The organism is Rhizobium acidisoli, assembly GCF_002531755.2.
GTDB lineage: Bacteria > Pseudomonadota > Alphaproteobacteria > Rhizobiales > Rhizobiaceae > Rhizobium > Rhizobium acidisoli.
On record NZ_CP034998.1, the window covers coordinates 3,900,066 to 3,913,369 of the forward strand.

Annotated in this window: 15 protein-coding genes; 6 read left to right on the plus strand and 9 right to left on the minus strand. The window is 62.2% G+C overall.

The features are described from left to right. The first annotated feature begins 52 nt into the window (after positions 1 to 52). Both CO657_RS19035 and CO657_RS19040 read left to right on the plus strand, forming a co-directional pair. The gene (locus tag CO657_RS19035) at positions 53 to 904 is read left to right on the plus strand and encodes an SDR family NAD(P)-dependent oxidoreductase (RefSeq protein ID WP_054182524.1); all 852 of its coding nucleotides are present in this window, start codon (positions 53 to 55) and stop codon (positions 902 to 904) included. Between the two features lie 84 nt (positions 905 to 988). Then, on the plus strand, positions 989 to 1,630 hold the full coding sequence (locus tag CO657_RS19040) for a LysE family translocator (protein ID WP_054182409.1): 642 nt from the start codon (positions 989 to 991) through the stop codon (positions 1,628 to 1,630). A 13-nt stretch (positions 1,631 to 1,643) separates the two neighbouring features. On the opposite strand, the gene CO657_RS19045 is transcribed toward CO657_RS19040, so the two are convergent. The 5 genes from CO657_RS19045 to CO657_RS19065 all read right to left on the minus strand — a co-directional run bounded on the left by CO657_RS19045 (position 1,644) and on the right by CO657_RS19065 (position 6,463). Next, a complete protein-coding gene (locus CO657_RS19045; protein ID WP_054182408.1) occupies positions 1,644 to 2,438 on the minus strand; it encodes an ABC transporter ATP-binding protein in 795 nt (264 codons plus the stop codon). After that, complete coding sequence (locus CO657_RS19050; RefSeq protein WP_054182407.1) at positions 2,435 to 3,313, minus strand: ABC transporter permease; 879 nt, start codon at positions 3,311 to 3,313, stop codon at positions 2,435 to 2,437. Before CO657_RS19050 ends, CO657_RS19045 begins: the two co-directional genes overlap by 4 nt. A 121-nt stretch (positions 3,314 to 3,434) precedes the next feature. Then, positions 3,435 to 4,388 carry an ABC transporter substrate-binding protein gene (locus CO657_RS19055; protein ID WP_054182406.1) on the minus strand — a complete coding sequence of 318 codons (954 nt, stop codon included), beginning with the start codon at positions 4,386 to 4,388 and terminating at the stop codon, positions 3,435 to 3,437. 93 nt (positions 4,389 to 4,481) lie between these two features. Next, entirely contained in the window at positions 4,482 to 5,708 is a 1,227-nt protein-coding gene (rlmN, locus tag CO657_RS19060; protein ID WP_003589765.1) for a dual-specificity RNA methyltransferase RlmN, read from the minus strand. A 245-nt stretch (positions 5,709 to 5,953) separates the two neighbouring features. Continuing rightward, positions 5,954 to 6,463 carry an invasion associated locus B family protein gene (locus CO657_RS19065; RefSeq protein WP_003589764.1) on the minus strand — a complete coding sequence of 170 codons (510 nt, stop codon included), beginning with the start codon at positions 6,461 to 6,463 and terminating at the stop codon, positions 5,954 to 5,956. Positions 6,464 to 6,799: 336 nt separating this feature from the next. Between CO657_RS19065 and CO657_RS19070 the strand changes: the two genes are divergently transcribed. Continuing rightward, on the plus strand, positions 6,800 to 7,360 hold the full coding sequence (locus tag CO657_RS19070; protein ID WP_054182405.1) for a sigma-70 family RNA polymerase sigma factor: 561 nt from the start codon (positions 6,800 to 6,802) through the stop codon (positions 7,358 to 7,360). Here the strand turns inward: CO657_RS19070 and CO657_RS19075 are convergent. Next, positions 7,357 to 7,749, minus strand: coding sequence for a YkvA family protein (locus CO657_RS19075; protein ID WP_054182404.1), 393 nt, complete (start codon positions 7,747 to 7,749; stop codon positions 7,357 to 7,359). The genes CO657_RS19070 and CO657_RS19075 overlap by 4 nt on opposite strands. Before the next feature lie 66 nt (positions 7,750 to 7,815). Then, positions 7,816 to 8,121, minus strand: a complete 306-nt coding sequence (locus tag CO657_RS19080) for a 4a-hydroxytetrahydrobiopterin dehydratase (RefSeq protein WP_054182403.1) — start codon at positions 8,119 to 8,121, stop codon at positions 7,816 to 7,818. 201 nt (positions 8,122 to 8,322) lie between these two features. On the opposite strand from CO657_RS19080, the gene CO657_RS19085 reads away from it, so the two are divergent. Further along, entirely contained in the window at positions 8,323 to 8,769 is a 447-nt protein-coding gene (locus tag CO657_RS19085) for a low molecular weight protein-tyrosine-phosphatase (protein ID WP_082366256.1), read from the plus strand. Here CO657_RS19085 and thpR read toward each other — a convergent pair. Both thpR and CO657_RS19095 read right to left on the minus strand, forming a co-directional pair. Beyond that, complete coding sequence (gene thpR / locus CO657_RS19090) at positions 8,676 to 9,269, minus strand: RNA 2',3'-cyclic phosphodiesterase (RefSeq protein ID WP_012559245.1); 594 nt, start codon at positions 9,267 to 9,269, stop codon at positions 8,676 to 8,678. The genes CO657_RS19085 and thpR overlap by 94 nt on opposite strands. A 67-nt stretch (positions 9,270 to 9,336) precedes the next feature. Continuing rightward, entirely contained in the window at positions 9,337 to 9,981 is a 645-nt protein-coding gene (locus tag CO657_RS19095) for an arylesterase (protein WP_054182402.1), read from the minus strand. A 72-nt stretch (positions 9,982 to 10,053) separates the two neighbouring features. Here CO657_RS19095 and CO657_RS19100 point away from each other — a divergent pair, with 72 nt between their 5' ends. Together CO657_RS19100 and CO657_RS19105 are read left to right on the plus strand one after the other, a co-directional pair. Then, positions 10,054 to 10,761 carry an ABC transporter ATP-binding protein gene (locus CO657_RS19100; protein ID WP_054182401.1) on the plus strand — a complete coding sequence of 236 codons (708 nt, stop codon included), beginning with the start codon at positions 10,054 to 10,056 and terminating at the stop codon, positions 10,759 to 10,761. Next, a complete protein-coding gene (locus tag CO657_RS19105) occupies positions 10,758 to 13,301 on the plus strand; it encodes an ABC transporter permease (protein ID WP_054182400.1) in 2,544 nt (847 codons plus the stop codon). The genes CO657_RS19100 and CO657_RS19105 overlap by 4 nt, the downstream gene beginning before the upstream one ends. The last annotated feature ends 3 nt before the right edge of the window (positions 13,302 to 13,304 follow it).

Genomic DNA, 13,304 nt, shown 5'->3' on the forward strand with positions numbered 1-13,304 from the left:
AGCGGAGCCCATATTCGCCAACGTCCTAGCAATGATCGAGGAGGGGCTCCCCGTGACCAATATTCAAGACATTTTCAAGAAATCCAATGTTGCGGTCGTCACCGGCGGCGCCTCCGGCATCGGCCTGGCGGCGGCGAAATATTTCGCCGGGCGCGGCATGAGCGTCGCCATCGCCGATCTCGGCGGCGATCGGCTGGCCGAGGCCGCCGACGAACTCAAGGCCATTGCCGGCGAAGAAAATGTGATGGCCGTCGAAACCGACGTCGCAGCCAGGGACTCGCTGGAGGCGCTCGAACGCGCCGTGCTCCAGCGTTTCGGCCGCGTGCACGTGCTGATGAACAATGCCGGCATCGGCCCGGAAACCTCGATCTTCAGCCCGCAGGCGAACTGGGACCATATCTTCGCCGTCAACCTGATGGGCGTCATCAACGGCACGCGCACCTTCGGCCCGAAGATGCTGTCGCACGGCGAGCCCGGCCTCATCATCAACACCGGCTCGAAGCAGGGCATCACCACGCCGCCCGGCAATCCCGCCTACAATATCTCCAAATCGGGGGTGAAGGTCTTTACCGAAGCGCTCGAGCATGAGCTTCGCAACATCGACGGCGGAAAGATCTCCGCACATCTGCTGATCCCCGGATTCGTCTTCACCGGCCTCACCAAGGGCGACCGCGCGGAAAAGCCGGCCGGCGCCTGGACACCGGAGCAGACCGTCGATTTCATGGTCGAAAGTCTGGAGCGCGGCGACTTCTATATCCTCTGCCCCGACAACGACGTGGCCCGGCCGGTCGATGAACGCCGCATGGCCTGGGCTGCCGGCGACATCATCGAGAATCGCCCGCCGCTGTCACGCTGGCACAAGGACTACGGCGACAAGTTCAAAGCGTTCCTGGAACAGAAGTGATCGTTACTATTCCAAGGTTTGATTGGTAATTTTCTGGGAGCCGGATAAGAGATCGTCAGGTCTTTCCGGCTTTCGGAGTATGCCATGGATTTCCTGCCCAGCCTGCCGACGCTGCTCGGCTTTGCCGCCGCCACGCTGTTGCTCGCGGCAACCCCCGGTCCCGACATGACGCTGTCGATCAGCCGCTCGCTCGCCCAAGGCAAGAATGCCGCGCTCTTCGTCGTTGTCGGCACCAGCCTCGGCATCGTCGTTCACACCATGCTGGTGGCCTTCGGCATTTCGGCGCTGATCACCGCCTCGCCGACCGCTTTCCTGATCCTGAAGACCGGCGGCGCCGCTTATCTGCTCTGGCTGGCGGTGCAGGCGATCCGCTTCGGCTCGAAGCTCACCGTCGCCAAGGTCGAGGCGCAGAAGGGCACGGCGCTTGCGAACATCTCGTCGGGTTTCTGGGTCAATCTTCTGAACCCGAAGGTCATCATCTTCTTCATGACCTTCCTGCCGCAGTTCGTCAGCGCCGGCGATCCCGCCGTCACACAGAAGCTGCTTTTCCTCGGCTTTTGCTTCATCCTGATCGGCATGCCGGTCAATGCCGGCGTAATCCTTGCCGCCGACTGGCTGGCCTCCTGGCTGCAGAACAACAGGAAGGTGTTGCGCGGGATCGACTATACCTTCGCCGGCGTCTTCTCGATCTTCGCCGCGAAGATCCTGCTCACGCAGGCCAGATGATCACGCTGTTGGCTCAGCCAATCAGCAAAGCATCGTCGTCGAGCGTCTGGCCGCGCATCTTGCGGAACATCGCGATCAGATCCTCGACCTGCAGATTCTTCCTGTTGTCGCCCGCCACGTCGAGAACGATCTCGCCGCCGTGCAGCATGATCGTGCGGTGGCCGTAATCCAGCGCCTGGCGCATGGAATGCGTCACCATCATCGTCGTCAGCTTGCGCTCGGCAACGATCTTCTGCGTGAGGTTCATCACGAACTCCGCCATCCCGGGATCGAGTGCTGCCGTATGTTCGTCGAGCAGCAGCACTTCGGAGCCGGCCAGCGTTGCCATGACAAGCGAAACCGCCTGGCGCTGCCCGCCCGAGAGCAGATCCATACGGTCCTTCAGCCGGTTTTCCAGCCCGAGATTGAGCTCGGCAATTCGCTCCCGGAAATAATCGCGCCTGTTGCCGCCGAGCGCCGGCGCAAGCCCGCGCTTCTCGCCGCGGCGGGCGGCCAGAGCAAGATTTTCCTCGATCGACAGCGAACCGCAGCTTCCCGTCAGCGGATCCTGGAAGACCCGCGCCACCAGACCGGCGCGTGATGCCGTCGACTTACGCGTCACCTCGTTCTTGCCGATCAGCACCTGCCCCTCGCTCGGCAGGACGTCGCCGGCGAGCACGCCGAGCAGCGTCGATTTGCCGGCGCCGTTGGAGCCGATGACGGTGACGAAGGAGCCCTGCTCGATGGTCAGGCTGACGCCGTTCAGCGCCTGCTTCTGCAGCGGCGTGCCGCGGCCGAAAACGACCTTGATATCCTTGACGCTGATCATGATGCGGCACCTCCGCGAAGACGGGGAAGGATGAGTGCTACGGTGACCAGCACCGCCGTCACGAAATTGAGGTCGGAGGCCTGCAGGCCGATGACATCGCTCGAAAGCGCCAACTGGATCGCGATGCGATAGAGGATCGAGCCGAGCACGCAGCCGATCAACGCGATCAACAAGCCGCGGCGACCGAGCAGCGTCTCGCCGATGATGACGGCGGCGAGACCGACGACGATGGTGCCGACACCCGAGGTGACGTCGGCAAAGCCGTTGGTCTGGGCAAACAGCGCACCGCCGAACGCCACCAGCGCATTCGAGATCGCCATGCCGAGATAGATCTGCCGGCTGGTATCGACGCCCTGAGCGCGGGCCATCCGCGCATTGGCGCCGGTCGCGCGCATGGCAAGCCCGGCATCGCTTTCGAGGAAACGCCAGACCAGGACGAGGGCGACGATCACAAGAACGCCGACGAAGAGCGGCCGCACGTAGAAATCGCGAAGGCCATGGCCGAAGAACGGGCTGATCATGGTATCGGCATTGATGAGGGCGACGTTGGGTTTGCCCATCACGCGCAGATTGACGGAAAACAGCGCGATCATCGTCAGGATCGAGGCGAGCAGATTGAGGATCTTGAAGCGCACGTTGAGCAGCGCCGTCACCATGCCCGCGCCGGCACCGGCCGCCATCGCGACCACTGCCGCAAGCCAGGCATTGACGCCGGCAATGATCAGCACCGCGGTCACCGCCGCGCCGAGCGGAAACGAGCCGTCGACCGTCAGATCGGGAAAGTCGAGAATACGGAAGGCGAGATAGACGCCGAGAGCGACGAAGGAATAGACCAGACCGAGCTCGACGGCCCCCCAAAATGCGATTTGGCTCAAGGCTTTCAGCCCCTTTTTGTTACCGTTCCGCCCGTCGCGAAACCGCAGCTTTTTAATACTTCAGCCGCCCCCGTGCAAACGGGAGCGGCTGAATGTGAATGGTCGATGGAACGACGGCCGATTATTCGATGACCTTGTTGGCGCGGGAAAGCACGCTCTCGGGCAGGGTGACCCCCATCTTGGCGGCAGCCGCCTTGTTGACGACGAGATCGCTGCCGGCGGCAGTCTTGACCGCGATATCGCCCGGGTTTTCGCCCTTCAGCACCCGCACGACGATCTCGCCCGTTTGCTTGCCGACATCGTAATAATTGAAGCCGAGGGCGGCGACCGAACCGCGCGAAACCGAATCCGTATCGGCGGTGAAGAGCGGCAGCTTGCTTTCTTCGGCAACCGCGACCGCGCCTTCGAGTGCCGAGATGATCGTGTTGTCGGTCGGGATATAGATCGCATCGGCGCGGCCGACGAGGGCGCGGGCTGCACCCTGGACCTCGGCCGACTTGGTGGCTGCCGATTCCAGGACCTTCAGGCCGGCCTTTTCGGCTTCGACCTTCAGCACGGCAAGCAGCGAAACGGAATTGGCCTCGCCTGAATTGTAGAGATAGCCGATGGTTTTCACATCGGGCAGGATTTCCTTGATCAGCGCCAGATGCTCGGCGACCGGCGACATGTCGGAAAGGCCGGTGACGTTGCCGCCTGGTTTGTCCATGTTCTTGACGAGCTGGGCGCCGAGCGGATCGGAGACGGCGGTGAAGACGACCGGAATGTCGCGCGTTGACGAGACGACCGCCTGGGCCGAGGGCGTCGAGATCGGCACGATGACATTCGGCTCGTCGCCGGCGAACTGGCGGGCGATCTGGGCGGCCGTCGCCGGATTGCCCTGCGCCGATTCGAACACGAATTTCAGGTTCTCACCTTCCTTGTAGCCGGCGGCGGTCAGCGCATCGAGAACGCCCTTGCGGGCAGCATCCAGCGCCGGATGCTCGACGATCGCCGTCACGGCGACCGTGACGTTGTCAGCCTTTGCGGGCAGGGAAAGGGCCAAACTGGCGGCAAGAGCGAGCAGAATCGGGCGCATTTGTATCCTCCTGATTGATTTTGGCGGCACTATTAGGAAATGCGCATGCTTAAATCAATGCAGGAGAATTGTAGCGAGGATCAAACTTGCTGATCAGTCGTCGGCGCCGTGATTGGCGATCATCATCGCCTCGAAGGCCAGGCGCTCGGTCTTGCGCATGCGTTCGGACTCCGATTTCAGCTGGCCGCAGGCAGCAAGAATGTCGCGGCCGCGCGGCGTGCGGATCGGCGATGCGTAACCGGCCGAATTGATGAAATCGGCGAACTTCTCGATCTGCTCCCAGTCCGAACACTGGTAATTGGTGCCGGGCCAGGGATTGAACGGAATGAGATTGATCTTCGCCGGCACGCCTTTCAGCAGCTTGATCAGCCCCTTGGCGTCTTCAAGGCTGTCGTTGACATCCTTCAGCATCACATATTCGAAGGTGATGCGCCGCGCATTGGAGAGACCGGGATAGGCCTTGCACGCCTCGATCAGCTCCTTCAACGGATACTTCTTGTTGATCGGCACGAGAATGTCGCGCAGGTCGTCGCGCACCGCATGCAGCGAGATCGCCAGCATGACACCGATCTCCTCGCCGGTGCGGAAGATTTCCGGCACGACGCCCGAGGTGGACAGCGTCACGCGACGCCTGGAGAGCGACAGGCCGTCGCCATCCGTGGCGATCAGCAATGCCTGCTTGACGGCGTCGAAATTATAGAGCGGCTCGCCCATGCCCATCATCACGATGTTGCTGACCTTGCGGCCCTCGGCAGGCATGATCGTGCCCTGCGGCGCTTCACGATCCGGGAAATCGCCGAGCCGGTCGCGGGCAAGCAGCAGCTGCGACAGAATTTCCTCCGCCGTCAGGTTGCGCACCAGACGCTGCGTGCCCGTATGACAGAAGGAACAGGTGAGCGTGCAGCCGACCTGGCTGGAGATGCAGAGCGTGCCGCGGCCCTCTTCCGGAATATAGACGGCTTCGATTTCGACGGGGCGCCCGGCACCGCGCGGGGGAAAACGCAGCAGCCATTTGCGCGTGCCGTCGTTCGAGACCTGCTCCTCGACGATCTCCGGACGCGCAATGGTGAAATGCTGCTTCAGCATTTCCCGCATGTCCTTGGCGACATTCGTCATATGGTCGAAATCGGAGACCCCGCGCACATAGATCCAGTTCCACAGCTGCGCGACGCGCATCTTGATCTGCTTCTCGGCCACGCCCCTTTCCCGGAGTGCCGCCCCCATCTCCTCGCGCGACAACCCGATCAAAGACGGCTTTTCCAAGCTGGCGGACGTGTGCGCCTGCGGCTTGCTAACAACGATCGCATCCATGACGGACATAGGCATTCATCCCGAATTCAAACATGTCCTGCCCCTGCGAGCCCGCATGCTTCAGGGTGAACCGGAAGACTTGCGGACGCATGACGGCAGATCGGCAAAAATTGAATGGCGGAACGGCGCTGATCGCGATCTATCCGCTGTTGGCGCGCCCTTTAGCATCATTTTGCCCGCGCGTCACTAGAGATAGAAACGGCAAGGGCCGGCGCAAGGCCGGCCCCGTCGAAACTCTGCGGTTGGGAGACCGCTTACTTGCAGCTTTCGATCTGTTTCAGCGCTGCCGAGATGCCCGAGAGCGAATAGCTGTAGGACGTGCCGGTGCCCTTGCGCGAAACGGCATTCACCGTCATCGAATGACCGGTCTTCATCGCCGCGACGAGGGCCGGTTCCTGGGCGGCATTCTCGACCCAGCCGGCTTTGTCCTTGGTGAACATCACGAAGGTCTTGTTGTCGATGACGACGTTGATCTTCGAATTTTCCTTCACCGTGTAGCCCATCATCGCCTGCGGCTCGTAGGAGATGTTCTGGCCCGGACGCTGCGAGACAATGAAGAAGTTGTCGCCGTGGTCGACGCTTGCCGGCTGCTTTGCCGTCGGAACCGACAGCACGTAGCAGACGGTGCTGGCGCCCGACTTGTAGGAGTAGGCGCCCCATGCCTGGAACTGCTGGATGCGGTTCGGCGCGGCCTGCTGCGCTGCCGCAACTCCGGCCATGGCAAGGGTGAGTGCGAGAGCGGATACGATACTTTTTACAAACATGGATTCCTGCCGGTTCTTGCGATTCAAGGCCCGAAGCGATCATAGCGGGCGCCGCATAATCACGATCTGCTTTATTTTGACTTAATTCAGGTTACCAAATGGTCAACAATAGCTGCGATTTGTATCTGCCTGTGTCATTTCAGCTCGGGTATCAATTTTCGCCCCTTTGACGGTATCGGCCGCGACATGGTGCCCCGATGGCACTGGCCGTCCGTTCGGCTGAATTTAAGACACAAAGATTCAGGCAAGAGTTTGACCTTTCCAAAATCCGTTGTACCTCAGTAAGACTTGGAAATCCGATACGAAATTATTGCCGCAGGGGGCGCGTGAGGGGACATGGATGCCGAGCAAAGACAGCGTTTCGCTGCCCTCGCGAAGGCCGTCGCCAGGGATCGCGACCAGCAGGCCTTTTCCATCCTGTTCGACTATTTCGCACCGCGGCTGAAAGCCTGGCTGATGCGCCAGAAGATGACATCAGCCGAGGCCGAGGAACTGGTGCAGGAGATCATGATCGTGCTCTGGCACAAGGCGGATCTCTACGATGCCACGCGATCGTCCCTTTCGACCTGGCTTTTCCGCATCGCCCGCAACCGCCGCATCGACCAGCAGCGCCGTGCCAATACCCGCATCTTCGACGAGACCGATCCGGCCCTGCAGCCGCCGGCCGAGATCGGCGCGGACGAAATCATCGCCAATGACGATCGCGACGCCAGGATCCGCGCCGCCGTCGGCCAATTGCCGGAGGAGCAGCGCGACATGCTGCGTGCCGCATTCTTCCTGGGTCAATCGCATTCGGAGATCGCCGAAGCGACCGGACTGCCGCTCGGCACGGTGAAATCGCGGATCCGGCTTGCCTTCGGCAAGCTCCGCAAGGTGCTGGAGCGCGAAACCGCCTAAATGGTTTTCATCGTTTCTTCGGTCCGGTCGGCCAGAACGCGGTCGGCTGCCTCGTAGTGGCCGGGACGGATATGGCCGCGCACCATGGCGAAGGCGGCCGAGAGCACGGCGATGTCGTCGGAAAAGCCGATGACGGCGAAAACATCCGGGATCATGTCGATCGGCATGACGAAATAGGCAAGCGCTGCGAGCAGCACGCCGCGCACCTTCGTCGGCGTCTGCGGATCGAGCGCACAGTAAAACCCGGCAACGACATCGCGCGAGAACGGAATCTGCCGCACCGCCCGCCGGAAGGTCGGCCAGAATTTCTGCCTGACCGTCTTCTCCCGGCGGCTCTGGGTGTCCTCGTCGCCCGGCAATAGAATTTCCCCGAACTTGACTTCGTCCATCCCTTCCATCCTTTCGTCCCTGCGAACATATGGTGATGGCGCCCACGCATTCAATCGGCCCCGCTTTCAAAGGCCGCGTCGAGCCGCCGCCTTTTCCATCGCCTTGGCGAGCTTGAAATCCAGCTCCGTCAGTCCGCCGGCATCATGTGTGTTCAGCGTTACGTCCACCCTGGAATAGACGTTGAACCATTCGGGATGGTGGTTGAGTTTTTCGGCCGTGATCGCTGCCTCGGTCATGAAGCCGAAAGCCTCGACAAAGTTTGCAAACTTGAACGTCTTCGATATCGAGGAGGCCGCATCGTTGAGCGCCCAGCCTGCAAGCCCAGCCATTTCAGCCTCGATCGTAGCCCGTTCCAGTCTTTCCATTTTCATGCCATGGTCCTCTCATCTGTCGACAGGCCTACCGATGAAACACATCAGCGTCCTCTTCGTTTGCATGGGCAATATATGCCGTTCTCCGCTAGAACAGGATGATTTTAGGCCGGGTCGGCCTAAAATCTGAATCCTGTTCTGCATTAAAGAGTTAGAGCATGATGTCGTCCGAAAACCGCTTACACTTTTCGGCATCATGCTCTGGCCGAGGGAATTTTTCGTCATCTTGTCGCCGAGGCAGGTTTGACCGGCCGTTTCACGATCGATTCCGCCGGCACCGGCGGTTGGCATGAAGGCGAGCCGCCCGATCGCCGGTCGATCGCCACAGCGAAAGGCCATGGTATCGACATATCCGGGCAACACGCCCGTCGAATCCGCTCCAGCGATTTCAGGGATTTCGATCTGATCCTGGCCATGGACCGCGACAATGTGGCGGCGCTCGAAACGATCGCGCCGCCTGAGGCGAGCATCCGCCTGTTCGGCGATATCGCGCTTAGAACGGGAGAGGATATTCCCGATCCTTATTATGGAGGCCCGGCAGGTTTCGAGCTGGTCTACACCAGGCTCTTGACCGGCTGTAGCAGCCTGCTCGAAGCGCTGGGCGCCGAGCGCGCCTCGTGCAGCGGGAACACTTCCTCGGTGAGATAGGGGCCGCCGCCGACCGATTCGCGCGACGACAGCAGCACGAAGCGCGGCGCCGTGAAGGTCGACGTGTGAAAGTTGCCGCGTCCGGCCAGATATTGCACGACATCGTCGAGCCGCGACGATTTGAGCCGCGCCAGCGTCACATGCGGCATGAATTTGCGCGGATCCGGCGGCAGGCCGATGCGCTGGCAGATCCGCTCGATCTCGCCCTGGAGGGCGTACATCTCCGGCGATTGCGAAACGCCGGCCCAGACCGAATGCGGCTTCTTCGAGCCGAAGGAACCGATGCCTTCGAGCCGGAACTGGAATTCCGGCCGGTCGATCCGGTCAAGGCGTTCTACGATTTCATCGGCCGTGCGGCCGTCGACATCACCGATGAAGCGCAGGGTGATGTGGTAATTCTCCACATCGATCCATCGTGCTCCGGGGAGGCCACCGCGCAGCAATGAAAGGCTCATCGCCGCATTGCGCGGAATTTCGAGGGCGGTAAACAGTCTCGGCATAACGAGCACTCCCCGAATCTTTTGCAGTGCTTACACGGAATCATGCAATCAATGACCGCGCAAGCCCCTATTTCTTCACAGAAGAAATCGTCCCGACGAAATTTGTGACATCGGCTTCCATCTTCTGAACCATGACATCCACACCCTTCGCATTCGGATGCATGCCGTCGTCGAGTTTAAGCCCCGCATCGAGCGCCACGCCGTCGAGAAAGAAGGCATAGAGCTTAACTCCGTGTTTCTCCGAAAGTTTCCGATAAATCGGATTGAAGCGTTCCGCATAATCCGCGCCCATATTGGGCGGCGCCATCATGCCGACGAGCAGCACGGCGATGCCGCGCTCTTTCAGCCGGGCAATCATCTGATCGAGGTTCTTCTCGCTTTCCTCAGGCGGAATGCCGCGCAACGCATCGTTGGCGCCGAGCTCCAGAATGACGCCGTCGGTACCGTCGGGTATCGACCAGTCGATCCGCGCAAGCCCCCCTGTCGTCGTGTCGCCGGAGACCCCGGCATTGGCAATAGTGACGTCGAGCCCCTTCGCCTTCAACGCCGCCTGCAGCTTTTCCGGAAAGCCGTCGCCGGGCGGGAGCTGATAGCCCGCCATCAAACTGTCCCCAAAACCGACGAGATTGATCGTCCGGGCATCGGCGGCAGCGGCAAAGATCAGAGAGACCGCAATGACGGTGAATTGAAGCGCGGCAACTTTAAATCTCATTCTGGCTTCCCTAGATTGGCGAAGTGCCGTTATGCGGCTGTTTCGTTATGGATTTATATAGGGCGATTTCTGTTGGCTAAAACCATCATCGAGTTGAAGGGCGCCGATCTGACGCTTGGCAGTGCTGCCGCTTCCGTGCATGTGCTGAAGGGCATCGATCTCGATATCGCGTCAGGCGAATCCGTCGGCATCGTCGGTCCGTCCGGTTCCGGCAAATCCACCCTGCTGATGGTGCTTGCCGGCTTGGAAAAGCTCGACAGCGGCGAAATCAATATCAACGATACGCCGCTCCACGCGCTGAGCGAGGACCAGGTGGCCGATTTCCGCGGCCGCAACATCGGCATCGTCTTCCAGTCCTTCCATCTGATCGCCAATATGACGGCGCTGGAAAACGTCGCCGTGCCGCTGGAACTCGCCAATGTCGGCAACGCCTTCGAGATCGCCCATCGCGAGTTGAAATCGGTCGGCCTCGGTGAACGGCTGAACCACTATCCCGGCCAGCTTTCCGGCGGCGAACAGCAGCGCGTGGCGATCGCCAGGGCGCTCGCCCCCTCGCCCGCCCTCTTGATCGCCGATGAGCCCACCGGCAATCTCGACACCGAGACCGGCCGACAGATCGCCGACCTCTTGTTTTCCAAGCAGGCCGAACGCGGCATGACCCTGCTTCTCGTTACCCACGACGTCTCGCTGGCCAACCGCTGCTCGCGCCAGATCCGCGTCCGTTCCGGCCGGATCGAAGGCGACAGCGCCGCCCGCCGCAGCGAGGCGGCAATCGCATGAGCATCGTCACGCCGCGCGTTTCGCTCGCTTTTCGCCTGGCGCTCCGCGAGCTGCGCGGCGGCATTCGCGGCTTCTACATCTTCCTCGCCTGCATCGCGCTCGGCACCGGGGCGATTGCCGCCGTCAATTCCGTCTCGCAATCGATCACCGATACGATCGCCTCGCAGGGGCAGGAGCTGCTGGCCGGCGACGTCCGTTTCGAACTCAACAACCGCGAAGCGACGCCTGAGGAAATGGCTTTCCTCGACGGCCTCGGCACCGTTTCGGTGTCGACCGGTCTGCGCTCGATGGCCCGCAAGCCTGACGGTTCCGACCAGGCGCTGGTCGAGGTCAAGGCGGTCGACGACGCCTACCCGCTCTACGGCAGTTTCGTGGCCGAGCCGGACTATCCGCTGGCAGCTCTGCTTTCGGGCCAGGGCGGCACCTATGGCGCCGTCGCAGCGCCGCTGCTTCTCGATCGGCTCGGGCTCGCGGTCGGGGATGAATTGCTGCTCGGTAATGTCAAGCTCAGCATCACCGGCACCGTCAAAACCGAGCCGGATGCGCTGTCGGAGGGTTTCGGTTTTGCGCCACGTCTGCTAGTCAGCCGCCGGGCGCTCGAAGCCTCCGGGCTGATCCAGACGGGAAGCCTGGTCGAGCATGCCTACAAGATCCGGCTGGAAGACAAGGGCGCAATGCCGGGCATCCAGGCGCGCGCCGCCAAGGAATTTCCCTCCGCCGGCTGGGCCGTTCGGACCAGCGACCGCGCCGCCCCCTCGCTCACCGAAAACATCACCCGCTTCTCGCAGTTCCTGACGCTGGTCGGCCTCACCGCGCTGATAGTCGGCGGCGTCGGCGTCGCCAATGCCGTGCGCGCCTTCCTCGATTCCAAGCGCACCACCATCGCAACCTTCAAATGCCTCGGTGCGCCGGCGCAGGTTGTCGTTCTGATCTATCTCTTCCAGATCGCCATCATCGCGCTTGGCGGCATCCTGATCGGCCTTCTCATCGGCGCGCTGTCGCCGATCTTCGCCGCTCAGTTTCTGGCGCAGTTCCTGCCGGTCTCGACGGCGCCGACGCTTTATCCCGGCGCCTTGCTGCTGGCGACGCTCTTCGGCATCCTGACGACGCTCGCCTTCGCCATCCTGCCGCTCGGCCATGCCCGCGAAGTGCCGGCGACCGCGCTCTTCCGCGAGCAGGGCTTCGAGGCCCGCCACCTGCCCTCCTGGCCCTATATCCTGCTGGCCGCGCTCTTCATGGCCGCCCTTGCCGGCCTTGCCATCCTCACCGCCTATGACCGCTTCATCGCCGTCGTGTTCGTCGGTGCGATCGTCTTCGCCTTCGTCGTGCTACGCCTGGTCGCAGCAGCGATCGCCTGGCTTGCGCGCCGCAGCCCGCGGGTCAACTCGCCGGCATTGCGGCTTGCGATCGGCAATATCCACCGCCCCGGCGCATTGACGCCTTCGGTCGTGCTCTCGCTCGGCCTCGGCCTGGCATTGCTGGTGACGCTGACCCTGATCGACGGAAACCTGCGCCAGCAGCTGACCGGCCGCATGAACGAGGGCGCGCCGAACTTCTTCTTCGTCGATATCCAGAGCGCCGAGGTCGATGCTTTCCGTGCTCTCGTCCAGGCACAGGCGCCGAAGGGCAAGCTGATGGAAGTGCCGATGCTGCGCGGCCGCATCATCGCCTTCAACGGCGAGGACGTCAGCAAGATGAACGTGCCTGCCGCCGGCCGCTGGGTGCTGAACGGCGATCGCGGCATCACCTACGCCGACGCCCTGCCGGAAAATGCCGCCCTGACCGAAGGCAGCTGGTGGGACAAGGATTACAGCGGCGAGCCGCTCGTCTCCTTTTCCTCGGAAGAGGCGCACGAACTGGGCCTGAAGATCGGCGACAAGGTCACAGTCAACGTGCTCGGCCGCAACATCACCGCGAAGATCGCCAATCTGCGCCGCGTCCAATGGGAATCGCTGTCGATCAATTTCGTCATGGTCTTCTCGCCGAACACTTTCCGCGGCGCCCCGCACGCATGGCTGGCGACCCTGACCGATCCCGCCTCGACACCGGCCGAAGATGCGGCGATCCTGAAATCCGTCACCAACACCTATCCGACGATCACCAGCGTCCGCGTCAAGGACGCGATCGACATCGTCAACCAGCTGGTGGCCCAGCTAGCAACCGCAATCCGCGCCGCAGCCTCCGTCGCCCTTATCGCCTCGATCCTTGTCCTGGCCGGGGCGCTTGCCGCCGGAAACCGGGCACGCACCCACGACGCGGTGGTGCTGAAGACGCTCGGCGCCACCCGCGCCATGCTCATTCGCGCCTTCAGCTACGAATATCTGATCCTTGGGCTGGCAACCGCGATCTTCGCGCTGACGGCCGGCAGCGTTGCCGCCTGGTTCATCGTCGCTCGCATCATGCGCCTGCCCTCGACCTTCCTGCCCGATGTGGCGGGGCTGACGCTGGTCACCGCGCTCGTGCTGACCGTCGGCATCGGCCTCATCGGCACCTGGCGCATCCTCGGGCAGAAGGCGGCACCCGTCCTGCGCGAGCTTTGACCG

Bases quoted from the DNA above. Each gene is read 5' to 3' on its own strand.
- CO657_RS19075 (WP_054182404.1), bottom strand. From the start codon at position 7,749: ATGGACGAAGTCAAGTTCGGGGAAATTCTATTGCCGGGCGACGAGGAC.
- CO657_RS19070 (WP_054182405.1), top strand. From the start codon at position 6,800: ATGGATGCCGAGCAAAGACAGCGTTTCGCTGCCCTCGCGAAGGCCGTC.
- CO657_RS19045 (WP_054182408.1), bottom strand. From the start codon at position 2,438: ATGATCAGCGTCAAGGATATCAAGGTCGTTTTCGGCCGCGGCACGCCG.
- CO657_RS19055 (WP_054182406.1), bottom strand. From the start codon at position 4,388: ATGCGCCCGATTCTGCTCGCTCTTGCCGCCAGTTTGGCCCTTTCCCTG.
- thpR (WP_012559245.1), bottom strand. From the start codon at position 9,269: ATGCCGAGACTGTTTACCGCCCTCGAAATTCCGCGCAATGCGGCGATG.
- CO657_RS19065 (WP_003589764.1), bottom strand. From the start codon at position 6,463: ATGTTTGTAAAAAGTATCGTATCCGCTCTCGCACTCACCCTTGCCATG.
- CO657_RS19095 (WP_054182402.1), bottom strand. From the start codon at position 9,981: ATGAGATTTAAAGTTGCCGCGCTTCAATTCACCGTCATTGCGGTCTCT.
- CO657_RS19040 (WP_054182409.1), top strand. From the start codon at position 989: ATGGATTTCCTGCCCAGCCTGCCGACGCTGCTCGGCTTTGCCGCCGCC.
- CO657_RS19105 (WP_054182400.1), top strand. From the start codon at position 10,758: ATGAGCATCGTCACGCCGCGCGTTTCGCTCGCTTTTCGCCTGGCGCTC.
- rlmN (WP_003589765.1), bottom strand. From the start codon at position 5,708: ATGTCCGTCATGGATGCGATCGTTGTTAGCAAGCCGCAGGCGCACACG.
- CO657_RS19080 (WP_054182403.1), bottom strand. From the start codon at position 8,121: ATGAAAATGGAAAGACTGGAACGGGCTACGATCGAGGCTGAAATGGCT.